This window comes from Mesosutterella faecium, from assembly GCF_022809315.2.
In the GTDB taxonomy this organism is placed as follows: Bacteria; Pseudomonadota; Gammaproteobacteria; order Burkholderiales; family Burkholderiaceae_F; genus Mesosutterella; species Mesosutterella faecium.
The window spans coordinates 1,247,574-1,271,261 of record NZ_JAKZJU020000001.1 but is presented as its reverse complement, the minus strand read 5'-3'; the positions used below and the strand labels follow the sequence as shown (position 1 = coordinate 1,271,261).

Here is a 23,688-nt window from a genome sequence, read left to right as displayed (position 1 = left end):
AAAAAGTTTCAACGCTATATGCGTTGAAACTTTTTTAAGAAGATTTATTTTTTTTGATATTGAAGCTCAAAATTCCAAGAATCTCTACACATATCATTTAAATCCCTTTTCGCAACCCAATGTAACAAAGTATGGGCCAAGGATGGATCACACCAATTTGCTGCTATATCTCCAGGCCGTCTTGGCAAAAACTTATATGGTATTTTTTTCCCACTTGCTCTTTCAAAGGCATGAATAATATCTAGAACACTATATCCTTTACCACAGCCTAAATTAATGGCTTTCCATCCTAAATTTTTAACTATGTAAGGAATAGATAAAGCATGGCCTTCTGCTAAATCCATAACATGAATATAATCTCGGACCCCAGTTCCATCTAAAGTTGGATAATCTGAACCAAAAACTCGAACATAAGGCAATATTCCATGCGCAACTTTAGCTACATACGGCAAAAGATTATTAGGAATACCATTTGGATTTTCACCTATTAATCCAGATTCGTGAGCACCGATAGGGTTAAAATATCTTAAACATACCGCACTAAATAAATGATCTGCCGCGCAAATATCTTTTAAGATCTCTTCGATCTGAAGTTTTGTTCTCCCATACGGATTTGAAACACCTCCAGTAGGTGAATTTTCTGTTAAAGGCAATTTATCTGGAATACCATAAACAGTAGAGGAAGAAGAAAAGATTATTCTTTTTATCTTTTTTTCATTCATTGCTCTTAATAATACTAAAGTTCCATTGACATTGTTCTCATAATACTTAAGTGGTTCTTTGACTGACTCAGCTACGGCTTTTAAACCCGCAAAATGAATAACAACATCAACATTAGCTAAAGCCTGCAGTAGCTTTTCTTTATCTCTAATATCCCCTTCAATCGTTTCTGGTCTTTTCCCTGCAATTTTGCTTATTTGATCAATTACTGATGGTTGAGAATTTGAAAAATTGTCATAAATAACAACTTCATAGCCAGCTTTTAGCAACACAACTGCGGTATGAGAACCGATAAATCCTGCACCGCCTGTTAAAAATATCTTCATAACAAGAACCTATCGTTTTATAATATTCAAATATTATATATCATTTTATGTGTTACCATTAAGCGCTAAACACTTATTCGTGAACCATATCAGTTCATATTTTTTATTATGATATGAATTTGATATTTATATAAATTATTTTTAAATATCATAACAATGGCTTCGGTAAAAGACAAGATCACATCGATTCAATATATGCGAATATTTGCTATGCTAGGAATAATCGCTTTTCATTTTACAGATCATAGTCCTGTTGATTTTAATTCATTACATTCTATTAGTTTAAATTGGTGGTTTTTTGCGATTGCTCGTATGGGAGGCGGAATTGGAAATTGTGTTTTTGTTTTAATTTCAGGATTTTTGCTTTGTAAAAAAAACAAATTAAATTTAAGTCACCTTTTTTCTCTTTATTCAATTGTTTTATTTTATTCTATTTTTTCTTATTACATTTCCGCACACTTGAAATTTGTTCCTCATGGACTTTTTTCACAATTTTTCCCAATAATAACAGCTAAATATTGGTTCATGAGTACATATTTTTTGTTAATTATTTTCGTTCCATTCATTAACAGTATTTTGTTAAATTTTAAAGATAAAATATTAAAATTAATACTCTTAATTTTTTGTATTTCTTCTATTATTCCAACCTTTACTCTTCAAAACTACTTTAATATAAATAGCAAAATTGATATCTTCATTCTTCTTTATTTAGTTGGTGGATTTATAAGAATATATATTTATGAACAAAAAATAGAATATCTTATAAAATATAGAAAAGTTTTAATATTTTTAGCTTGCCTTATTTTTTCATTAATTTTATTTTCTGAGTTCCTTTTTGCTAAATATACAAAAAGCATTTCTCCAGATTTTTTTATATGGACAGTTGAGAAATCACCTATCATCATTCTAACTGTATTGTTATTTTCGATCTGTATTACACTAAAGCCAAAACTTCCATCTTTTATTGACTTACTATCACAGAAATCTTTTCCCGTTTATCTTATCCACTGCGGCATGCTTTATCCAATATTTTTTAGGCGTTTGTTTAACCCTGAAAATTTTTTTGATAAAAATTATTTTATTATATGGTATGTATTTGCAACAGTGTCTATCTATTTTATTTGTTTTGTTATAGATATCATAAGAAACTTCATATTTAATAAATTATATTTGTTGAAGGGAATTTTTCTGATTCGTAAATAAAATAAACTGCTTTCTTTTATAGTTTACTAAAATTTTTCTTGCATATCTTGCACCAAAGAAATTACAATGAATAAATTTGCAAGAATTAAAAATTTTAGTTATTGTAAAATATCTAATATTGAAATTAGAATACGAATAAAAAGGAAAAATTAACAGAATGTCCTCATCACCCGTAACGGTACTTCCTTTCTTAAGAGATGGAGATGGAGTTGTCTCTTTTGAAGATTGTGGAATAAGGTTGGATTTTGGTCGCCAAAGGCTAACTATGTCTGACCTTAACCGATTAATTTCTTTTGCTGAAGATAGGAAATTAATGGAAAATTTCTTATCTATGATGAATGGTAATTTAGTAAACCGTACTGAAAATAGGGCAGCACTTCATACAGCATTACGTTCTCAAACCGCCAATGCCCCTCACTATCAAGAAATAAATCAAGCTAAACAGAAAATGTTTTTGTTTGCCAAAAAAATTAGATCTGGAGAATTAAAAGGCTGTAAAGGAGATAGTTTTACTGACATTATTAATATTGGAATTGGCGGTTCAGAGGTGGGCCCGAAAGCTTTGTACCATGCATTTCATGAAGTCAATCCTAAAATTCAGATTCATTTTCTATCCAGTGTAGATGGAATTATTTTTGACAGAATCGTTGGTACAGTTAACCCTTACAAGACTTTGATCATTGTTTCTAGTAAAAGCTTTAAAACTAGAGAAACTCTAGTCAATGCCGCAGAAATAGATAAATGGCTTCAGGAATCTGGTATTAAAGGAACAGACAGAGCTAAACATATTGTGGTTGTATCAGCTAATCCTAAGGCGCCAAATATTTTAAATTTACCAAAAGAAAATCTTTTCCCTATGTGGGACTGGGTGGGAGGACGATTTTCAGTCTGGGGATCTGTCGGCCTTCCAGATGTCATTGCTTTAGGGCCAGAAATTTTTAGCGAATTCCTAGCTGGTGCATATGATATGGACTGCCATGTCGCTAATTCCCCCCTAAACAGGAATTTTGCCGCCCTTTTAGCATTAATTTCTTACTGGAATGCAACTCGATTAGGGATTATGCTGCAATGTATTTTGCCATATGACGAAAGGCTTCGGATGTTTGTTTCTTGTTAGAGCAACGCGATAATGTCACGGAAAACTACGGGACTATGTCATGGTCCGGCAACGCGACTCTGTCATAAGCCGGCAATCTGCATGACAGCCCCCGGCAAAGCGATTTTGTCACACAATCACTTCAGAGAGCCTGTTTTTTAGGAGTCGCACATGAAAAACTCGCTTCCTGAAAGAGCCCCGAAGTCCCAGACCGGCACAGAGGAGATTTTCGAACAGGTCGCCTACGGCCTGCTCTCGGTGCCGGAGGCAGCCAAAGCGATGAAGCTGAGCATTCGCCAGTTCTATCGCAGGCTGGCCGCCTGGAAAAGGGGCGAAGCCGCAGATCCGCCCCATGGCAACAAAGGGCGGCCCCCGAGCAACCGCCTGCCAGACGATATTCGTTTAAAAATCATAGAACTGGCAGTTACAAAATATCAGGATTTCCCTCCGACGCTCCTGACTCAGTACCTTGTGAAAAACGAAGGGATCAAAGTGTCGAAGGAAACTGTTCGAAAGATTCTGAGAGAACTCAGCCCTCAGGCCTCAGAGCAGGGGCTCAGAAGAGCCGGTCATTTTCTGAGGCGCAGAAGGTCAAGGTTCGGCGAGCTGGTTCAGATCGACGGCAGCCCGCACAGATGGTTCGGCCCCGGTCAGAAAGAGTGCTCATTAATCGCGTTCATTGACGATGCGACCGGCAGAATCGCCGCTGCCGGGTTCTTTCCCTCGGAGACCGCGGCGGGCTATATGACCGTGCTGCTCCAATACATCAGGGCGCACGGAATCCCCCTTGCGCTATACAGCGATCGGCACGGCACTTTCCGCGCGTTGGCTCAGGGCCGGTCCAAAAATGTAGAGGGCACACAGTTTCAGAGAGTCTGCGACAAGCTTCAGATCGAGCAGATATTCGCTCAGAGCCCGCAGGCAAAAGGCCGGATAGAACGCCTGTTCAAGACGCTGCAGGGGCGCTGGCCGCATGAGTTCAGGGTCATGGGAATCGAAGACATGGCCACCGCCAATCAGCGCATGGACGAACTGATCAGGGATTTCAATCAGCGGTTTGGAATCGACCCAAGAGAACCCCTGAGCGCAAACTGTGCGGTGGCTGAAGAAAGTATGCCCGAGATTGAACGCATATGCGCCTGGTGGCACGAACGCGTTCTGAGCAAATCTCTGAGCGTCTCCTTCGGGGGGTCGATCCTGCAGCTCAAGAATGCGAGCGCTCGGAAGTTTGAGCTGATGGGCAAGAAAGTCAGCGTCATCGAGTACCCGGATGGCCGTGCGCCGGAAATGGTCTACCGGGATGCACGGGGCAAAGAACATCTGCTCTGCTTTGAAGCCCGGAAAAGAAAAACGCTCGAGCGCACGGAATACCTTGAGTCATCGAAGACCATAGACGCATGCCTGGATCGAATCATTGAGAAGGAAGATTTGCGACCCAACGGCTTCGTCATGAAGCTGGAATGCGAAATGGCTGAAGCGAAGCAACGGCAGGCCCAGAGAAAAGAGCGTGACCAAAAGGCCCGTGAACTCGAAGAAAAGCTGAAGCAGCGGAAAAACAGATCTGGCAAATAATGAAATCAACACAGGCTCTCAGAAGATCTTTTTTCCCAACCTGCCCACAGCCCGCACGGGCTTCAGCCCATTTGAGGCGAGCGCCCGACAGAGCGTGGGCAGGGTGTTCTCCATGAAGACGATAAAGGGCCCCAGGGGGCTCTCAATTTCTGTCTTTGGCGGAGAATTTTTGGTGTCATAATCGCTTTGCTAGGGTGTGACATAGTCCCGTTGTGCTGGCATGTGACATTTTCCCTTTGCTCTAACATTCGGATGTTTGTTTCTTGTTAGAGCAACGCGATAATGTCACGGAAAACTACGGGACTATGTCATGGTCCGGCAACGCGACTCTGTCATAAGCCGGCAATCTGCATGACAGCCCCCGGCAAAGCGATTTTGTCACACAATCACTTCAGAGAGCCTGTTTTTTAGGAGTCGCACATGAAAAACTCGCTTCCTGAAAGAGCCCCGAAGTCCCAGACCGGCACAGAGGAGATTTTCGAACAGGTCGCCTACGGCCTGCTCTCGGTGCCGGAGGCAGCCAAAGCGATGAAGCTGAGCATTCGCCAGTTCTATCGCAGGCTGGCCGCCTGGAAAAGGGGCGAAGCCGCAGATCCGCCCCATGGCAACAAAGGGCGGCCCCCGAGCAACCGCCTGCCAGACGATATTCGTTTAAAAATCATAGAACTGGCAGTTACAAAATATCAGGATTTCCCTCCGACGCTCCTGACTCAGTACCTTGTGAAAAACGAAGGGATCAAAGTGTCGAAGGAAACTGTTCGAAAGATTCTGAGAGAACTCAGCCCTCAGGCCTCAGAGCAGGGGCTCAGAAGAGCCGGTCATTTTCTGAGGCGCAGAAGGTCAAGGTTCGGCGAGCTGGTTCAGATCGACGGCAGCCCGCACAGATGGTTCGGCCCCGGTCAGAAAGAGTGCTCATTAATCGCGTTCATTGACGATGCGACCGGCAGAATCGCCGCTGCCGGGTTCTTTCCCTCGGAGACCGCGGCGGGCTATATGACCGTGCTGCTCCAATACATCAGGGCGCACGGAATCCCCCTTGCGCTATACAGCGATCGGCACGGCACTTTCCGCGCGTTGGCTCAGGGCCGGTCCAAAAATGTAGAGGGCACACAGTTTCAGAGAGTCTGCGACAAGCTTCAGATCGAGCAGATATTCGCTCAGAGCCCGCAGGCAAAAGGCCGGATAGAACGCCTGTTCAAGACGCTGCAGGGGCGCTGGCCGCATGAGTTCAGGGTCATGGGAATCGAAGACATGGCCACCGCCAATCAGCGCATGGACGAACTGATCAGGGATTTCAATCAGCGGTTTGGAATCGACCCAAGAGAACCCCTGAGCGCAAACTGTGCGGTGGCTGAAGAAAGTATGCCCGAGATTGAACGCATATGCGCCTGGTGGCACGAACGCGTTCTGAGCAAATCTCTGAGCGTCTCCTTCGGGGGGTCGATCCTGCAGCTCAAGAATGCGAGCGCTCGGAAGTTTGAGCTGATGGGCAAGAAAGTCAGCGTCATCGAGTACCCGGATGGCCGTGCGCCGGAAATGGTCTACCGGGATGCACGGGGCAAAGAACATCTGCTCTGCTTTGAAGCCCGGAAAAGAAAAACGCTCGAGCGCACGGAATACCTTGAGTCATCGAAGACCATAGACGCATGCCTGGATCGAATCATTGAGAAGGAAGATTTGCGACCCAACGGCTTCGTCATGAAGCTGGAATGCGAAATGGCTGAAGCGAAGCAACGGCAGGCCCAGAGAAAAGAGCGTGACCAAAAGGCCCGTGAACTCGAAGAAAAGCTGAAGCAGCGGAAAAACAGATCTGGCAAATAATGAAATCAACACAGGCTCTCAGAAGATCTTTTTTCCCAACCTGCCCACAGCCCGCACGGGCTTCAGCCCATTTGAGGCGAGCGCCCGACAGAGCGTGGGCAGGGTGTTCTCCATGAAGACGATAAAGGGCCCCAGGGGGCTCTCAATTTCTGTCTTTGGCGGAGAATTTTTGGTGTCATAATCGCTTTGCTAGGGTGTGACATAGTCCCGTTGTGCTGGCATGTGACATTTTCCCTTTGCTCTAACATTCGGATGTTTGTTTCTTGGGTTCAACAACTAGAAATGGAAAGCCTTGGTAAATCTCGTCAAACTAACGGAATGCCAGTGATTGGTAGTACTGGACAGGGCGTGTGGGGAGGACACGGCGACGAGTCTCAACACTCTTTTTTCCAGTGGCTTAGGGAAGGAACAGGTAAGACTAGTGTCGATATTATCTGGTGTGAAAAACCAGGGCACAATCATTCAGTACTGAATAAAGTTCTTTTATCTAACGCTAGAGCACAAGCAGAGGCATTGGTCGCTCGAGACCCCCTAACACCATACTTTAATGGTGTAACAACGATCGCAATTGATGAACTAACCCCACGCAGGCTTGGCTCTCTGATGGCAATGTATGAGCACAAAACTACGATGTTGGGAGCCTTGTTTGGCATTAATCCTTTTGATCAGCCAGGGGTCGAATATGGGAAAAAACTTTCATTAGTTGCTGAAAATAACCCCCACCATCAGTAAGCCTCTGCAATTGGATAAAAAGGTTTACACAACGAGGAGATGCCCGAACCAATATTGGAGCGGGAGACGAGTCTCGAACTCGCGACCTCAACCTTGGCAAGGTTGCGCTCTACCAACTGAGCTACTCCCGCAATTTGATGTGGAGGCGCGAGGCGGAGTCGAACCGCCGTCTACGGATTTGCAATCCGGTGCATGGCCGCTTTGCTATCGCGCCGTCCTTGCTTTCTATTTCTAGAAAGTGGAGCGGGAGACGAGTCTCGAACTCGCGACCTCAACCTTGGCAAGGTTGCGCTCTACCAACTGAGCTACTCCCGCATGAGATTTGAAATTTTACCAATTTCTCTTCTTTTGTCAAGATAGCCTGTCATCAAATCTACACAACATAAAGCGGTTCATCTCAGATAACCAAGCTTTAATTTTTTCCATAACCAGTACTTCAGCTAATTTGCCGTTTCAATTCGCTTCGTTTGGTTTTGGGGATATTCCCAAAGTACCATCAATAACAGTCACGCCATTGTTCTATGCATATGGCTACATCCTTTAAAAACATGGAATTTTTGAATTAGTTCTTCGTAGGGGCAGATTAGAAATTTCTAATTTTCTTAAAAAAATTCAGAACGCTCTATCCGTGAGCTGAACGGGCTTATCGTTCTGTCAATCGACTCTATAATTGAAATATCTTGACGATTTCGACTTTAAGGCATGACTCTGACCAGACGGCAACTGCTGACTTTTGCCCTGACAGCCGCGATACCCGGGCTGCCAGCGATCGTCTGCGCCCAGGTGTCGGACTTGAGCCTCAAGTCGCAGCAGTCAAGCGAGTCTCTTCCCTACTCTTCCCTTGAAGAGGTGCAGGCCTATATCGATGAAACGTCAGCCGCGACCCAGCTGCCCAAAAACTTCATCGCTGGCACCCTGGATCTGGCCACCTACTCTCCGCGAGTCGAGCAACTGATGACCCCGAAGCCCAAAGCGTCGGGCGCCGCGCCACGAAGCAACTGGGCCGCGTACCGCCGCCGCATGGTGAATCGGACGAGGATCCAGGGCGGGTGCCTCTTTCTGGATGAAAACGAACAGGCTTTCTCCGATGCGGAAGACCAGTTCGGAGTGCCGCGCGATTTTGTTGCCGCGATTATCGGCGTCGAAACGGTCTACGGGCGCAATCAGGGCGGCTTCCGGGTGCTGGACGCCCTCTGTACCCTGTCTTTTGACTACAAACGGCGGGCCGACTATTTCCGCAAAGAACTAACCGAGTTTCTTCTTCTGGTCCGCGAACAGAATCTGGATCCCACCTCCGTTCTCGGGAGCTTTGCCGGCGCCATCGGCATGGTGCAGTTCATGCCCTCATCGGTGCGAAAGCTCGCGGTCGACTACGACCATGACGGAAAGATCGACCTGGTGAATTCGCCGGCTGACGCCGTGGGCTCCGTGGCGAACTATCTGGCAAACAGCGGCTGGGTGCGGGGCCTGCCCGCCTACTTTACCTGCACGCCCGAAACCGGCGCGAACCTGGGCCTCGTGAAGGGAGGCATTCAGCCCAACACCACGCTGGGCGAGGTGCTCAAAAACGGCTTTGTCCCGGATCTAGAAATCGATCTTCCGGATGACGAGCCGCTGCTTGTCGTCAATCTTCCCACCAAGGATCCGGACGGGAACCTCATGACGGAATACCGCCTGGGAACCCGCAATTTCGCAGCAATCCTTTCCTATAACCGCAGCTATTTCTATGCGAGCGCCGTTGCCGATCTGGCCCAGGAAATAGAAACGGCCTCCATGGACAAGGAGGCCTCGGAAATGGCGCAGAGCTCTTCGGCAGCGTCATGACCGTCCCGCAGCGGCCGGCCCCGCAGATTCGGCTCAGACAATCTTCAGCTCAAAAGTCCCGACTCCTGAAATCCCGCCCTTGAGGACGTCCCCTTTCTGCACCGGACCCACACCGGCCGGCGTCCCCGTAAAGACGATGTCGCCGGGCTTGAGCTCCCAGTACTTCGAGAGGTGCGCTATAAGCTCCGGCACCGGAAACATCATCTGAGAGGTCGATCCGCTCTGACGCTTCTCATTGTTGACATAGAGCCAGATCTCCAGATTGTCCATTTCCGGAGTGCGCTCAATCGGGCGCAGCTCGGTCACGGGAAGCGCGTCATCGACCGTCTTGCCCTTTTCCCAGGGCTGTCCTTTTCCCCGCAGCGCGAGGTGCAGGTCGCGGCGGGTGAAGTCGATGCCGACGCCAAAGCCATAGATGCAGGCCCGGGCCTCCTCCGCCGACAGGTTCCGGCCTCCCGCCTTCAGTGCTGCGACCAGCTCGATCTCATGCTGGAAATTGCTGGTTTCCGGCGGATACGGCACTTCGGCCGTCCGGCCTGAGACCATCGGCACCACGGCGTCCACCGGCTTTAAAAAAATGACCGGTTCGTCCGGAGCGGAAAGCTCCCTGTTGTGCTCCGCATAGTTATGTCCGATGTGGTAGACGCGGTGGAGGGGAAAATACAGATCTTTTTCGCCTTCTATCGGCAGCACGGCCTGAGCGGGCGGTGCAAAAAGAAACGGCATGGCAGACTCCTCAAGGAAGACAACTGCATTTTAGCGGCTGCAGCGCGAAAGAAAAACGCCGGAACCGCGCACAGATCCGGCGTCAGAACTTTTCCCCGCGAAGCCGCGGCTTTTACTCAGTGCGCTCGGGCCTCACCGGGTTCGGCTTTCCCCTCCACCACAGCCAGGCCTGGTAGACATACCCCGAGACCGAATAGATGCAGAAGATGATGAAGACGGAAAGCGATGTGTTGCTCGAAATCAGAATGAACAGGACGGCGGCCACAAGCAGGAACCAGAACGGCACGGTCTTTACGACGGCGAGGTTCTTGCCGGAGAAAAAAGGCGCGTTGCAGACCATCGTGAGTCCCGCGTACACCGACAGGAAGGCCGCGACCCAGGGCAGGGCGTCCACGATCCAGGGCGGCAGCCTGTTGTCCACCGCGAGCCAGACGAACCCCGCGATGAGAGCTGCGGCCGCAGGGCTCGGAAGCCCCTGGAAAAAGCGCTTGTCAACAACACCGACATTCGTGTTGAAGCGCGCCAGCCTCAACCCGGCGCCCAGGCAGTAGATGAACGCCGCGGCCCAGCCGATTTTCCCAAGTCCGGAGAGCGCAAACTGGTAGATCACGATCGCGGGAGCCACACCAAAGGCCGTCATGTCCGCGATCGAGTCGTACTGGACGCCGAACTCGCTTGCGGTGTGAGTGAGGCGGGCGACGCGTCCGTCGCAGCCGTCAAAGAGCATGGAAAAGAAAATGGCGAGAGAGGCGACGTCATAGTGCCCGCCCAAAGCCTGAACAATGGCGTAAAAAGCGCAGAAAAGCGATGCGGTCGTAAAGAGATTCGGCAAAACATAAATCCCCCGGGTCCGCACCATATTGATGTTGCGCTTGCCAATTTCAGTCAACGGGACACGCTGGCCTGGAACACGTTCATTGGGCATCTTGAGATTCTTTTAAATCTAAAAATTAAACTTAAAAAACACTATCAGAGTCCCGCAGTAGAAATCCGCCTGCGGGACGGATCTGCCTCGGCCTTAGCGGACCTCCGAGTCCTTCGGGGCCTTCGGCTCCTGAGACTCCGGAGAAGCGGCAGCCCCGGCTTCGGGCTCCTCTGCTACGGCCGCAGCGGCGCTCTGTCCGGAGGCGCCGCTTTCCCCGGCAGCGGCAGGCTCAGCCGCTGCCGAAGCAGCCTCGGTTTTCCCCGCATCCACCACAATGGTCTCGGCGGGGGCCTCGGGCTTTGCCTCCTCGCCGCCTGTGATCCTCACCTCCGGCTCGGGGGCGGGCTCGCCGCCTGCCGGCTCGTCAAGCACTGCGAGAACGGTGGTTGTCGCCCAGACTTTTTCGCCGATCACCACTTTCGGATGGGCGTTAAGCGGCAGATACATGTCCACGCGGCTTCCAAAACGGATGAAGCCGTAGCGGTCTCCGGCCTTGAGAACGTCGCCCTCCTTCACGTAGTTGAGAATCCGGTGCGTGACGAGCCCCGCAATCTGGACAAACGTGAGCTGATTTCCATCGGAGGCGCGCACCACGAGCCCGCACTGCTCGTTTTCGGCGCTTGCCTTGTCCAGCGATGCGTTGAAGTATTTTCCGGGCCGGTACACCTTCTTCAGAACCGTGCCGTTGACCGGGAACCTCTGGCTGTGGACGTTAAAGAGATTCATGAAAACGGCGATCAGAAGCGAGACCTGCCCCGTATAAGGGTCGACTGCTTTTTCCACCTTGAGGACCCGGCCGTCGACCACCGAGAGCACCAGCTTCTCGCCCTGCGGAATCTCACGGGCGGGATCCCTGAAGAACTGAAGCACCAGAACGAAAAGCGCCCAGCAGATCAGGGACAGGAAATCCCAGTCAAGAGCGGTCACGACAAGTGCGACAAGACCCGTGCCCGCGATGAAGGGCCAGCCTTCCTTCGCGATGAAAGGATGGGGATAGATGCGCTTATCCATGTAAAGACTCCAAGGACAAAAAAGCACTAATGTTGGGGGATCATTTTAACAGCCCCGGTGCGGGCGCACATTCAGGCGGGCCGCTCCGGGAAACCCGTTCTACTTCCGCACCTCAGTCTTCTCTCCGATCGAAAAGACCGCCGAAGCCGTGAGCTCGACATCCGACTGGCCCGGGGCGAGATCAGGCGCCGGATTGGCCGCGCCCTCGGCCTTCGCCATCGCCATCATTCGGACCGGCCGATAGAGAACGGGGCCTCCCGTCGACCCGAAGTTCACTTTCTGCAGCTTCACTTCAGAAGCGGGCAGGTTCATCGAGCGCGCGATGACCGAGGCCCGGTCGGCGAGCTCGCGCAGGGCGTCAGCCATCAGCTCCCTGCGGTTTTGGCGCGACGCGCCCTTGGAAACCTGGAAGGAGAGGCCCGTGAATTCAAAGTGCGGAGTGGCCGCCTCAATGAGCGAGCCCGCCCGCGAGGGGTTGCTGAGCCTTACCGTCACGCTCTGGCGCGAGGTCCAGGAAACGATCTTCGAGGCTTCGCCAGGCTTTCTCTGGCTGTAGTTCGCGTTCGTGTAAAGCTGCCCGGTCTGGAACTCGGCCTCCGAGGACGGAACGGAGCCCCGGATAGCGCGCATCGCGGGGGCCATCGCTGAAAGGAGCTTGTCCTGAGCCTCGCGGGCCGTCCTGGCCTGGCGGGTCAGCGAGAGAGTGATCACCGCCTCGTCGTTTGCCACCGGCCGGGTGACGGTGACCGAGCAGGAGATTTCAGCGCCGCGCGCGGGCGTAAGAACCGGCTGCGCCGTAGCGGGCAGCGAAATCGACAAAGCGGCGGCCGCCGCGATCAAACTTGCCTTCCAGGCCATATTCGTGCTCCAAAAAACAAAAAGGAAGCGTCCCGCGCCGTCCCCCGGCGCGCTCGAGACCCGCTTCATAAGGAGAACACTTTACTCTGGAAAACAAAAAGATCCGGAAGCCTGGCCCCCGGACCTGAAACAAAACGTGTCCGGGGAGCCCGAAGGCGGTCCCCGGAGCGCATTTTTTCAAAAACTTAGTTCTTGCTCTTGTCGACCAGGCGATGCGCCGTGATAAAGGGCATCATGGCGCGCAGCTTCGCGCCCGTGGTCTCGATGGGATGGCGGGCAGTCTGGGCGCGCATCGAGCGCAGCACCGGGTAGCCCAGGGCGCACTCCTCAAGGAAGGCCTTGGCGTAGACGCCGCTCTGGATGTCCGCAATGCACTTTTCCATGGCAGCCCGGGCCTCGGGGCCCACCACCTTCGGGCCGGTCCAGTACTGGCCGAACTCGGCGTTGTTCGAGATCGAGTAGTCCATGTTGGCGATGCCGCCCTCGTACATGAGGTCGACAATGAGCTTCATCTCGTGGAAGCACTCGAAGTAGGCCATCTCAGGCGCGTAGCCAGCCTTCACCAGCGTCTCGAACCCGGTCTTCACGAGCTGCACCAGGCCGCCGCAGAGCACCGCCTGCTCGCCGAAGAGGTCGGTTTCAGTCTCCTCGCGGAAGGTGGTCTCGATGATGCCGGCCTTTCCAGCGCCGTTGGCGCTGGCGTAGGACAGCGCGAGATCCATGGCCTTGCCGGACTTGTCCTGGAAGACGGCGACCAGCTGCGGAACGCCGCCGCCCGCCTTGTAGGTGGAGCGGACCGTGTGGCCCGGGGCCTTCGGGGCGATCATGATGACGTCGAGGTCCTCGCGGGGGATCACCTGGCCGTAGTGGATGTTGAAGCCGTGCGCAAAAGCGAGAGCCGCGCCCTGCTTGATGTTGGGCTCGACCTGCTCGCGGTAGACCTTGGCGATGTTCTCGTCAGGGATCAGCATCATCACGACGTCCGCGCCCTTGACGGCTTCCTCGACCGGAGCGACCTTGAGGCCTGCGGCGGTCGCCTTCTTCCAGGAAGCGCCGTTCTCGCGCACGCCCACCACGACGTCGACTCCGGAGTCATGGAGGTTCTGGGCATGTGCGTGGCCCTGAGAGCCGTAGCCGATGATGGCGACTTTCTTTCCCTTGATGATCGAAAGGTCGCAGTCCTTGTCGTAATAGACTTTCATGTAAGTATCTCCTAAGGGGCGCAGCGCCCCCCGCCAGATGGTCCGGTTCCCCGGCCCGAAAAAAGAAAAGAAAAAACGGTCAAACTTTAAGAATATGCTCACCCCGACCGATGCCGAGGACGCCCGAACGGACGGTCTCCAGCACCTGCTTGGGATCGATCGCCGCGAGGAAGGCGTCGAGCTTGCCCGAGTCGCCGGTGATCTCGATCGTGAAGGACTTGTCGGTCACGTCGACGATATGGCCGCGGAAGATGTCCGCAAGCCGCATCATTTCGTCGCGCTCCCGCCCCGAGGCCCGGACCTTCACGAGCATCAGGTCGCGCTCGGCGTACGGAGCCTCGGTGAGGTCGACCACCTTGAGCACTTCGATCAGCTTGTTCAGGTGCTTTGTGATCTGCTCGAGCAGGTCCGCGTCGCCGTGGCTCACGATCGTCATGCGCGAGAAATCGGGCCTTTCGGTCGGCGCGACCGTAAGGCTGTCGATGTTGTAGCCGCGGGCGGAGAAAAGCCCCACCACGCGCGAGAGCGCTCCCGCCTTGTTTTCCAGGAGCACGGATAGGACATGGCGTTCGCTGGTCATTTGGCTCCCTCCCGCAGAATCATGCTTGTGAGGCCTTCGCCCGGCCCCACCATGGGGATCACGGGCTCGTCGCGGCTGATGTGCACGTCAAGCACGCAGCAGTCGTCCCTGTGGGCGCCGAACGCGTCGGAGAGCGCCGCGTCGAGCTCCTCGTAGGTTTTGCAGCGGTAGCCCACGTGGCCGTAGGCGCGGGCGAGCGCAACGAAATCAGGCTGCGGGTCGAGCGTCGTCTCCGAGAGCCGCCCGCCGCAGTACAGCCGCTGCCAGACGGCGACCATGCCAAGGTACCCGTTGTTGAAGATCACGATCTTCGGGGCGAGCCCGTAGCGCTTGCAGGTGATGAGCTCCTGAATGCACATCTGAATCGAACCGTCGCCGGTGAAGCAGACGACGGGGCTGCCGGGCTTCGCGATCGAGGCTCCGACCGCGGCGGGCAGTCCGAACCCCATCGTGCCCTGGCCGCCGCTCGTGAGGAGCTCGCGCGGGCGGTCAAGCTTCAGGTACTGAGCCGCGTACATCTGGTGTTCGCCCACGTCGGTCGTGTAAATGGTGCCCTCGGGGGCGGCGGCCTGCGTGTGCTCCACCACGGCCTCGGGCATGATCACCCCGTCCGTCTTCGGGTAGTCGAGGCTGCGGCGCGAGCGCCACTCGTCGATCTGGTTCCACCAGGGGGCGAGCTGCTCGGTATCGGGCTGCACGTCTTCCTCCTCAAGCAGGCGCACCATATCCGCGAGCACCGAACGCACGTCGCCCACGATCGGGATGTGCGCGGTCACGCGCTTTGAAATCGAAGAGGGATCCACGTCAATGTGGATCACCGTGCGGGGCAGCCGCTCGAAATCCTTCACGTCCGAGATCAGCCGGTCTTCCAGCCGGGAGCCGAAGTTGATGAGGACATCGCAGTTCTGCAGCGCGAGGTTCGCCTCGAGCGTCCCGTGCATGCCGGCCATGCCGAGGAACTTGCGGTCCGTGCCGCGGAAGCCCCCGAGCCCCATGAGGGTCGAGATCACGGGCATGCCGGTGAGGTTGGCGAAGCGGTTCATGAGATCCGCTGCGTTTGAGAGAATCACCCCGCCGCCCACGAGAATGAGCGGCCGCTGGGCATCGAGAAGCGCGGCGAGCGCCTTCTTGATCTGCCCGGAGTGCCCTTTCACGACAGGCTTGTAGGTGGGCAGACTCACCTGTTCCGGGTAGCGGAACACGCAGCGCGACGTCTGAATGTTCTTCGGGATGTCGATCAGCACGGGACCGGGCCGCCCCGTGGTCGCGATATAAAAGGCCTTCCTGATCGTTTCGGCAAGCTCCTCGACCCTGCGGACGAGGAAGTTGTGCTTCACGCAGGGGCGGGTGATGCCCACCGTGTCGCACTCCTGAAAGGCGTCGGTGCCGATCATGTCGGTGCCCACCTGGCCGGTGATGATCACCATGGGGATCGAGTCGCTGTAGGCGGTGGAAATGCCTGTGACGGCGTTCGTCGCGCCGGGGCCCGAGGTCACGATCAGCACGCCGGGGCGTCCCGTCGCCCGGGCGTAGGCATCGGCGGCGTGCGCCGCACCCTGCTCGTGGCCCGTGAGGATGTGCCGGAATTTGTTCTGCTTGAAAATCTCGTCGTAGATCGGGATCACCGCTCCGCCCGGATAACCGAACACCTCGGTCACCCCTTCGGCCGCAAAAGCCCGACAGACGATTTCAGCCCCTGTGATGGGGGCGTCGGCCCGGCTCTGAGCCGGCTCGCTTGAGTTCATGAATTCGTTCCTTTCAAATTCGGACAATGAATTTGACTGGAGGACCTGCTTCCGGCTTGTGGCCAGAAAACGGTCATGTCACCAATAGCTTCGTCAACGCGGCCCGGCCCGGTAAAGACGGGAAGATGACGCTGGATGGCTTTTGTCAAAGCCAATGTTTAAAAATATACACTTTCCAACAATGAAAAAGCAAATACTGTCAGAGCAAAAGGAAAATGCCGCGGAAAACCTGGGGGCTATGAGAGGGCCTGGCCCGGCGGCTTTGCCGGGCAATCCGTTCAGAGAAGCTGCTTTTAAAGGCGGCGAAAACCGAAAAAAACGGCTTTCCCAAAAGAGCACCTTTCCGGGCGCTTGCGAAGGAGGCTTCGGGCAGACTCGTCTTCCGGCCCGCCGCTTTGCGCCCCAAACGGGCGATGAGCCGCCGGGCTGCGCCTCTTTTCTTCAAAGGGGGTTCGAGACCTCGATCAGGTTGCCGTCGGGGTCCCGGAAATAAATCGAGAGCAACGGCCCCTGCGCGCCCGTTCGGCGCACGGGCCCGAGCTCGAGCTTCCCGCCGCAGGCTTCAAGGGCTTCCTCGATGCGCTTCAGGGGCGAGCGCGTGAGAAAGCACAGATCGGCCGAGCCGGGCGTGGGCTTCGCGGCAAAGGGGGCGATTTCCGCTCCCTTTTTATGGAGATTGATCTTCTGGCAGCCAAAGCCCAGGGCGAGCCGCCCGTTTCCAAAGACCATGCGCCTCATGCCGAGCACCCGGCAGTAAAAGCGCACGCTCGCGTCCGGATCCGCCACCGTAAGCACCAGATGATCGAGGCTGTCCACGACGGCCGGGCGCTGTTTCTCAGGCTCGCTTTCCACTTCTTTTTTCTCCCTGAAAGCCGCGCCCCTGGGGCGGCGCTCCGCGCTCAGAGGCGCAAGGGCCAGTGCCCGAGGCCTGGGGCGCGGATATATCAGTCCTCTTCAGCCTTCCGCGCCTTGTCGGCTTCCTTGGCCGCCCGCTTTTCCGCTTCCAGCTTTTCGAGATAGGCCTCGTCGATGTCGCCTGTGACATAGTGCCCGTCGAAGCAGGAGCAGTCGAAGTCAGGGATCGACGGATTCATGTCCGAGAGCGCTCCGCGCAGTCCGTCGACGCTCTGATAGACCACCTTGTCCGCCCCGATGATGCGGGCCACCTCGTCCTCGCCCTTGCCGTCGCCGCAAAGCAGCTCCGAGCGGGTCGGCATGTCAATGCCGTAGACATTGGGGAAGCACACGCGGGGAGCCGAGGACGCAACATAGACCTTCTTCGCCCCCGCGCTTCGCACCATCGCCACAATTTCCCCCATCGTCGTCCCGCGCACGATCGAGTCGTCGACCAGCAGCACGTTTTTGTCGCGGAACTCGACCGGCATGGCGTTGAGCTTCTGGCGGACGCTCTTTTTGCGCACGGCCTGGCCCGGCATGATGAACGTGCGGCCCACATACCGGTTCTTGATGATCCCCTCGCGGTAGGGCAGCCCCAGCTTCGCAGCGAGCTGCTGCGCGCAGGGACGGGCCGAATCCGGGATCGGGATGACGACGTCGATGTCCTTGAGGCTGATCGAGCGGGCCACTTCATCGGCCAGATACTCGCCCAGGCGCAGCCTCGCCCCGTACACGCTGATGCCGTCTATCACGCTGTCGGGCCTTGCGAAGTACACGAGCTCGAAAGCGCAGGGCGTGAGCTTCGGGTTGTCCGCGCACTGGCAGCGCGACATATGCCCCTGCATGTCGATCCAGATCGCCTCGCCCGGGGCGATGTCGCCGTCCATCGTGAAGCCCGTGCCGATCAGCGCCACGGACTCGGAGGCGACCATGTATTCGGTGAAGCCGCGCTCGTTCACGTAGGAGCCGTAGCAGAGCGGCCGGATGCCGTTCGGATCGCGGAAGGCGAGCAGGCCCTTGCCGGCAATGAGCGCGACGCAGGCGTAGCCGCCGCGGATGCGGCGGTGGACGCCGCGCACCGCCTCGAACACCTTGTCGGCCGTGAGCGAAGAGCCCTGCACCAGTCGGCTGATCTCGTCGGCCAGCACGTTGAGAAGCGCCTCGCTGTCGCTGGAGGTGTTGATGTGGCGGTGATCCTTTTCGTAAAGCTCCTGCTTGAGCGCGGTCGCGTTGGTCAGGTTGCCGTTGTGCGCGAACATGATGCCGTAAGGCGCGTTCACATAAAAAGGCTGCGCCTCATCCGAAGAAGAGGAGCAGCCTGCGGTGGGATAGCGCGTGTGGCCAATGCCCGCGTTGCCCTTCAAGTTGCGCATGTTGCGGGTTCGGAACACCTCGTTCACGAGCCCCAGAGCCTTGTGATGGTGGAAGGTGAGCCCGTCCAGAGTCGCGATGCCCGCCGCGTCCTGCCCCCGGTGCTGCAGAAGAAGCAGCGCATCGTACAGACGCTGGTTGACAGGAGAGTCGGAAACCATTCCCACAATGCCGCACATAACTTGTCGAGTCCTCGAAAAGGTAGAAAAAGCGAACGTCGCTCATTTTAACTAAAAAGCGCGACGGGCCTTTGAAATTTGGACGCCTTCATGCGGGACTGCCCTTTGGAAAGCAACGGCCCCTAGAGCTTGAACTTGGCCTCCCAGGCGGCGCGGGCCGCGCGCTGCCTGCGCTGCGCGAGCTCTTCCATCTGCACAAGCGCCTCGGGCATGAGCGGGCGCATGAGCGACAGCCCCTTTTCAACGTAGGGCAGCAGCGCGCTTTTCTGCCAGGACAGCCCCTCGGGCGCTGAGGTGAAGCTCGCGGCAAAAACGCCGAGGGCCACGATGAGAAAACCCCGGGCAAAGCCAAAGAGCAGCCCCAGGAGGCTGTCTCCCAGGCCTGCGGAGACCGCCTTGATGAGAAGCCGGAGCACCGCTCCGGCCACAGCGAAGGCGGCCACGGTGGCAAACGCAATCACCGCGGCTGCCGCAGCCACCCGGCCTATGTCGCCGAAAGCCGTGAAAAACGTGAGGTGCGGGGCCAGCTCCGCCGCATAGCGGAAGACCAGGATCACGGCTGCGATCCACCCGGCCACGGAGACGACCTCGCGCACCACGCCGCGCCACAGCCCGAGCAGGCCCGAGAGGCCCATCACGGCCGCGATCACCCAGTCGATCTGGTTAAAGGCAGAAAAATCCATCCGGGTTTACTCCGCTCGAGAAAGGCCGTCGGCCGTGCGCTTGTTCCTTATTTCGACTGGCGGGGCGCGCCGGCGCGCAGGCCCGCCATTGCAAGCCGCCCTTCGGCCGCGGCCGCCTGGTCGCGCGTCTTGAAGGGGCCGGCCGTGACGCGGGTGAGGGCCTTGCCCCCGCTCTTAGCCGTTGAAACGGACACAGGCACGCCGTTCGCCCGCGCGGTGGCCGCCACTTTTTTCGCCGCGGCCGGATCCGAGAAGGCCCCCAGCGGCATCGTCCAGGCGCCGCCCGCGGCCTTCTGGTCCTTCGAAGCCCTGGCATCGGCCGCAGCGCCCTTGCGGCCCGACTCGCGCTGAATCGCGGCCGCCAGCTGGTCTTCGGACTGCTTTTTAGCCTCTTTCGCCTTCTTGTCGAGCGCGGCCTTCGCGCGTTCGTTCTGCCTGGCTATCTCCGCAGCCCGGGCCTTCGCCTCGGCATCAGCCTTCGCCTTTGCGCGGGCCGCATCTTCGGCCGAGGCGATCTTCGGGCTCTTCACATCCGGTTGGGGCTGAGCAGGCTGAGCGGGCTGGGCGGCCGGTGCCTGCGCCTGGGGCGAAGCGCCCTGACCGGAGCCCGCCATCGGCTGAGCCCCGGCGGGAGCCGCCGGAACGCTTGTTTCCGGAGCCTTCACCACCGCGCTCGCCTCGCTCGGAACGGAAGCCGCGGCCGAAGGAGCCGGGGGAATCTCGGTTTTCGCCGGGGATTCGGCCTCAATCGCCCGGTGGCTCACAAAAAAGGGACCAGCGATCACCAGGGCCGAGAGCAGGACCGCGGCCCCGATCGCGATGCGGCGAAGCCGCACCTGAAAGTCGCTCTCCTGCGGAGACTTCGCCTCGCGCGGAGGAGTTGCCCGGCGCTTCTCGTCCTCGGGCCCTTCGCCCTTTTTCTTCCAGAAACCAAATCCCATGCTCTGCTGCCTTCCTGCCCTTGAGGCTTTTCTCTTTTTAAGGAACCACCGCCACCGCGATGCCGCGGGCGCGAAGGGCCTCGATGGCGGCCGAAACCGTCACAAATGAACCGAATACGATAATTCTATCAGCGCCCGAGGCCTCGCCGATTGAAAAATCAAGCGCCGAGGCCACGTCATCGAAAAGCTTCACGCGGGAAGCGGGCACGCCCGCGGCCTCGAACTCGGCGGCAAGGTCGGCCGCCGTGCTCGCGCGCGGGCCGGTGAGCGAGGCAAGCCGCCAGAGATCGATCTCGTCCTTCACGATGCCGGCCACATGCCGGCGGTCCTTGTCGCGCAGCATCCCCGCCACCGCAATGGTGCGGCCACCCTCGCGGGGAGCCGAGTCCCGGAGATTGCGAAGCAGCTCGCGAGCCGCGTGCGGGTTGTGGCCCGCGTCGAGAATGATCCTCGGGGAAACGGAGACGGTCTGGAAGCGCCCCGTGATCGCCACGCGCCGCAGCCCCTCTTCAAGCGCCGCCCGGGTCACGGGCAGCCCCAGCCGGAGTCCCGCCGCAGCCTCGAGCATCGCGATCGCCCCGGCGGCGTTCGAGAGCTGCATCTCGCCCGCGAGCGCGGGACGCGGCAGCCCCCGCAGGTCCCAAAGCGGGCCGCGGTAGTCGAAGGTCCCGTCGCCGTGCTCGACGACGTCGAAATCGCGCCCGAGCACCCGCAGGTCCGCCCCGATCTCGCGCGCGTGCGCGAGCAGGCTCTCGGGCGGATCGCGGTCTGCGCAGACCGCCGCGTGGCCCGGCCCCCCGCGGTAGACGAAAGACTTTTCCCGCCCGATCGACTCCCGGTCGGGCCCGAGGAAAGCCGTGTGGTCGATGCCCACCGTGGTCACGATCGAGACCGTGGGATCGATCGCGTTGATCGCGTCAAGCCGCGCGCCAAGCCCGATTTCAAGCACGAGGGCGTCAAGGTGCGATTTCTGGAAAAGCCTCAGGATCGCAAGCCCCGTGAACTCGAAGTAGGAAAGCTTCAGGTCCCCGCGCGCGGCCTCGACCTCGCCGAAGGCCGCAGTGAGCTCGTCGTCGGTCGCCTCGCGCCCGAGCAGCCAGGCCCGCTCGTTGAAGCGCAGCATGTGGGGCGACGTGTGCATGCCGACGCGAAGCCCCGCGCTTCTGAGCACCGACTCAAGCATCGCGCAGGTGCTTCCCTTGCCGTTTGTGCCGGCAACGGTGAAAACCGGAATCGAAAAGCGGATGCCGAGCCGCCGGATCATCTCCTGCATCCGCTCAAGCCCCAGGTCGATCACCTGCATGCCGCCGTGCATGTCCTCGATGTAGGCGAGCCACTCGGAAAGGGATTTTTCTGCCATCGCAGCCTTCTGACAAAAAGGAAAGAAAAAGACGGCCCTGCTCAACTCCGGGGCCGTCCGTGCATTTTAAGAACCGGCGCTCTACCAGGGAGCCGCCTGCACCTCGGATTCGGCCGGAGCCGTCTCACGGGCGGCCGAGCCCTTCGGGGGCCGGCCGGCGAGCATGGCGAGAATCCGCCCGATCACGCTCCGCATGTCGCGGCGGTCCACGATCATGTCGATTGCGCCTTTTTCAAGCAGGAACTCGGCGCGCTGGAACCCCTCGGGGAGCTTCTCGTGCACCGTCTGCTCGATCACCCGCGGGCCTGCAAAGCCGATGAGCGCCCCGGGCTCTGCGATCACGATGTCGGCCGCGAAGGCAAAGGAAGCGGACACCCCGCCCATGGTGGGATCGGTCAGGACCGAGATGAAAGGCTGGCCCGCCTTCGAAAGCTCCGCCACGGCGGCCGAGGTCTTCGCCATCTGCATGAGCGAGAGCAGCCCCTCCTGCATGCGGGCCCCGCCGGAGGCGGCAAAGCAGATGAAGGGGCAGCCGTGGTCGATGGAGTAGCCGACCCCGCGCGCGAAGCGCTCGCCCACGGCCGAGCCCATGGAGCCGCCCATGAACCCGAATTCAAAGGCGGCGGCCACGACCGGGTTTCTCTTGAGCTCGCCGGCCATCACCACGAGGGCCTCCGTTTCAGTGGTCTTCGCGATCGCGTCGGCCTCGCGCTTCGGGTACGGCTTGGAGTCGACGAAATGCAGCGGATCCTTCGAGACGATCTCGCGGCCGATCTCCACGCGGGGCCCTTCGTAGTCGAGGAAATTCTCAAGCCTCGAGCGCGCCCCCACGCGCATGTGGTAGCCGCATTTCGGGCACACGTTGAGCGAGGCCTCGAGCTCGTGGCTGTAGATCACCTGCTCGCAGTTCGGGCACTTGCTCCACAGTCCCTCGGGGACCCGGCTCTGGGCGGGGACGTTCTCGGTTTTGATTTTCGGGCGAAGCCGGTCAATCCAGCTCATCTTCAGTGACTCCGTGATTGATCCTGTCAGGTGGTAAGGATAAAGCAGAAACGGCCCGGAAGCTTTCCTCCCGGGCCGTTTTCATTACCCAAAAAAACCGAAGGCCCGCATCAGGCCGCGTCAAGGGCGCGCCGGATCTCGGAGATCCAGCTGCCGGCGGCCTCGACGGCGTCCTCGCGGTGCGCGGTCACGTAGCGGATCAGGGCCGAGCCGATGATGACCCCGCTGCAGGTCTGGGCGATCGCGCGGGCGGTCTCGCCGCTGCTGATGCCAAAGCCCACGAGCACCGGGCACTTCGCGTACTTCTCGATTCTCGCGACATTCTCGCGCACCGAGCCGACGTCGAGCGTGCCCGCGCCCGTGGTGCCCTTGAGGGACACGTAGTAGAGGTATCCGGTCGCCAGGGCGCAGACCTCCTTCACGCGGGACTCCGCAGAGGTGGGCGCGAGCATGAAAATCGGATCCATCCCGGCTTTTTTCACCGCTTCGTAGAACTCGGGAACCTCGTCGTAGGGATAGTCGACGATGAGGATCCCGTCCGCGCCCGCGGCCTTCGCGTCCGCAATGAACTTCTCCTGCCCGCGGTATTCGACGGGGTTCGCGTAGCCCATGAGCACCACAGGCGTGCGGCTGTCGGTCTCGCGGAACTTCCTCAGGCACTCGAAGACGTAGTCGAGGTTCGCGCCGTTTTCAATCGCGCGCTCGGAGGCGCGCTGGATCACGGGGCCGTCGGCCATCGGATCGGAAAACGGCATGCCCAGCTCGATCGCCGTGGCGCCGGCCGCGACGAGCGCGTGCATGAGGGGCACCGTCGCCTCAAGCGACGGATCTCCCGCGCAGATGTAGGGAACCAGGGCTTTCCTGCCCGCCTCGCGGAGCTCTTTGAAACTGGATTCCAGACGTGACATTTCTTC

20 protein-coding genes, 3 tRNA genes and 1 pseudogene are annotated in these 23,688 nt (G+C 56.8%); 6 read left to right on the top strand and 18 right to left on the bottom strand.

The window, feature by feature from the left end; genetic code table 11:
* Positions 1 to 44: 44 nt before the first annotated feature.
* Positions 45 to 1,046 (bottom strand): UDP-glucose 4-epimerase GalE, encoded by a 1,002-nt coding sequence (gene galE, locus MUN46_RS05945; protein WP_237978038.1) that lies wholly within the window; start codon positions 1,044 to 1,046, stop codon positions 45 to 47.
* A 156-nt stretch (positions 1,047 to 1,202) separates the two neighbouring features.
* On the opposite strand from galE, the gene MUN46_RS05940 reads away from it, so the two are divergent.
* The 5 genes from MUN46_RS05940 to MUN46_RS05920 all read left to right on the top strand — a co-directional run bounded on the left by MUN46_RS05940 (position 1,203) and on the right by MUN46_RS05920 (position 7,470).
* Positions 1,203 to 2,249 (top strand): acyltransferase family protein, encoded by a 1,047-nt coding sequence (locus tag MUN46_RS05940; RefSeq protein ID WP_243377747.1) that lies wholly within the window; start codon positions 1,203 to 1,205, stop codon positions 2,247 to 2,249.
* 157 nt (positions 2,250 to 2,406) lie between these two features.
* On the top strand, positions 2,407 to 3,366 hold the full coding sequence (locus MUN46_RS05935; RefSeq protein WP_243377748.1) for a glucose-6-phosphate isomerase: 960 nt from the start codon (positions 2,407 to 2,409) through the stop codon (positions 3,364 to 3,366).
* A 150-nt stretch (positions 3,367 to 3,516) separates the two neighbouring features.
* Positions 3,517 to 4,917: an ISNCY family transposase gene (locus tag MUN46_RS05930; protein ID WP_285230533.1), complete on the top strand. Its 1,401-nt coding sequence runs from the start codon at positions 3,517 to 3,519 to the stop codon at positions 4,915 to 4,917.
* 420 nt (positions 4,918 to 5,337) lie between these two features.
* Positions 5,338 to 6,738 (top strand): ISNCY family transposase, encoded by a 1,401-nt coding sequence (locus tag MUN46_RS05925; RefSeq protein ID WP_285230533.1) that lies wholly within the window; start codon positions 5,338 to 5,340, stop codon positions 6,736 to 6,738.
* Positions 6,739 to 6,960: 222 nt separating this feature from the next.
* Positions 6,961 to 7,470, top strand: a complete 510-nt coding sequence (locus MUN46_RS05920; protein WP_340309678.1) for a glucose-6-phosphate isomerase — start codon at positions 6,961 to 6,963, stop codon at positions 7,468 to 7,470.
* A 55-nt stretch (positions 7,471 to 7,525) separates the two neighbouring features.
* Here MUN46_RS05920 and MUN46_RS05915 read toward each other — a convergent pair.
* From MUN46_RS05915 to MUN46_RS05905, 3 genes are all read right to left on the bottom strand, one after another.
* A tRNA-Gly gene (locus MUN46_RS05915) sits at positions 7,526 to 7,601 on the bottom strand.
* 9 nt (positions 7,602 to 7,610) lie between these two features.
* Positions 7,611 to 7,684: transfer RNA gene (locus MUN46_RS05910), tRNA-Cys, on the bottom strand.
* 25 nt (positions 7,685 to 7,709) lie between these two features.
* Positions 7,710 to 7,785, bottom strand: a tRNA-Gly gene (locus tag MUN46_RS05905).
* A 387-nt stretch (positions 7,786 to 8,172) separates the two neighbouring features.
* Between MUN46_RS05905 and mltB the strand changes: the two genes are divergently transcribed.
* Entirely contained in the window at positions 8,173 to 9,294 is a 1,122-nt protein-coding gene (gene mltB, locus MUN46_RS05900) for a lytic murein transglycosylase B (RefSeq protein WP_243377506.1), read from the top strand.
* A gap of 33 nt (positions 9,295 to 9,327) precedes the next feature.
* Here the strand turns inward: mltB and MUN46_RS05895 are convergent, their stop codons facing one another.
* From MUN46_RS05895 to trpA, 14 genes and pseudogenes are all read right to left on the bottom strand, one after another.
* A complete protein-coding gene (locus MUN46_RS05895) occupies positions 9,328 to 10,020 on the bottom strand; it encodes a fumarylacetoacetate hydrolase family protein (RefSeq protein ID WP_243377507.1) in 693 nt (230 codons plus the stop codon).
* 112 nt (positions 10,021 to 10,132) lie between these two features.
* A complete protein-coding gene (locus MUN46_RS05890; protein ID WP_237978226.1) occupies positions 10,133 to 10,879 on the bottom strand; it encodes a CDP-alcohol phosphatidyltransferase family protein in 747 nt (248 codons plus the stop codon).
* Between the two features lie 429 nt (positions 10,880 to 11,308).
* Positions 11,309 to 11,956 (bottom strand): annotated as a pseudogene (locus MUN46_RS05885) (phosphatidylserine decarboxylase); the annotation flags it as partial.
* 99 nt (positions 11,957 to 12,055) lie between these two features.
* Positions 12,056 to 12,814 carry an SIMPL domain-containing protein gene (locus MUN46_RS05880; RefSeq protein ID WP_243377508.1) on the bottom strand — a complete coding sequence of 253 codons (759 nt, stop codon included), beginning with the start codon at positions 12,812 to 12,814 and terminating at the stop codon, positions 12,056 to 12,058.
* Positions 12,815 to 12,999: 185 nt separating this feature from the next.
* Positions 13,000 to 14,016 carry a ketol-acid reductoisomerase gene (gene ilvC, locus MUN46_RS05875; protein ID WP_237978044.1) on the bottom strand — a complete coding sequence of 339 codons (1,017 nt, stop codon included), beginning with the start codon at positions 14,014 to 14,016 and terminating at the stop codon, positions 13,000 to 13,002.
* 79 nt (positions 14,017 to 14,095) lie between these two features.
* Positions 14,096 to 14,596 (bottom strand): acetolactate synthase small subunit, encoded by a 501-nt coding sequence (ilvN, locus tag MUN46_RS05870; RefSeq protein ID WP_237978045.1) that lies wholly within the window; start codon positions 14,594 to 14,596, stop codon positions 14,096 to 14,098.
* Positions 14,593 to 16,341: a biosynthetic-type acetolactate synthase large subunit gene (gene ilvB / locus MUN46_RS05865; RefSeq protein WP_243377510.1), complete on the bottom strand. Its 1,749-nt coding sequence runs from the start codon at positions 16,339 to 16,341 to the stop codon at positions 14,593 to 14,595. Before ilvB ends, ilvN begins: the two co-directional genes overlap by 4 nt.
* Before the next feature lie 441 nt (positions 16,342 to 16,782).
* Entirely contained in the window at positions 16,783 to 17,193 is a 411-nt protein-coding gene (locus MUN46_RS05860) for a VOC family protein (protein ID WP_243377511.1), read from the bottom strand.
* Between the two features lie 92 nt (positions 17,194 to 17,285).
* Positions 17,286 to 18,788, bottom strand: coding sequence for an amidophosphoribosyltransferase (purF, locus tag MUN46_RS05855; RefSeq protein ID WP_243377512.1), 1,503 nt, complete (start codon positions 18,786 to 18,788; stop codon positions 17,286 to 17,288).
* A gap of 122 nt (positions 18,789 to 18,910) precedes the next feature.
* Positions 18,911 to 19,471, bottom strand: coding sequence for a CvpA family protein (locus MUN46_RS05850; RefSeq protein ID WP_243377513.1), 561 nt, complete (start codon positions 19,469 to 19,471; stop codon positions 18,911 to 18,913).
* Positions 19,472 to 19,518: 47 nt separating this feature from the next.
* Complete coding sequence (locus MUN46_RS05845) at positions 19,519 to 20,412, bottom strand: SPOR domain-containing protein (protein ID WP_243377514.1); 894 nt, start codon at positions 20,410 to 20,412, stop codon at positions 19,519 to 19,521.
* Between the two features lie 37 nt (positions 20,413 to 20,449).
* Positions 20,450 to 21,772 carry a bifunctional tetrahydrofolate synthase/dihydrofolate synthase gene (folC, locus tag MUN46_RS05840; protein ID WP_243377515.1) on the bottom strand — a complete coding sequence of 441 codons (1,323 nt, stop codon included), beginning with the start codon at positions 21,770 to 21,772 and terminating at the stop codon, positions 20,450 to 20,452.
* An 81-nt stretch (positions 21,773 to 21,853) separates the two neighbouring features.
* Complete coding sequence (gene accD, locus MUN46_RS05835; protein WP_243377517.1) at positions 21,854 to 22,774, bottom strand: acetyl-CoA carboxylase, carboxyltransferase subunit beta; 921 nt, start codon at positions 22,772 to 22,774, stop codon at positions 21,854 to 21,856.
* 110 nt (positions 22,775 to 22,884) lie between these two features.
* Positions 22,885 to 23,682: a tryptophan synthase subunit alpha gene (gene trpA, locus MUN46_RS05830; RefSeq protein WP_243377518.1), complete on the bottom strand. Its 798-nt coding sequence runs from the start codon at positions 23,680 to 23,682 to the stop codon at positions 22,885 to 22,887.
* Positions 23,683 to 23,688 lie beyond the last annotated feature (6 nt).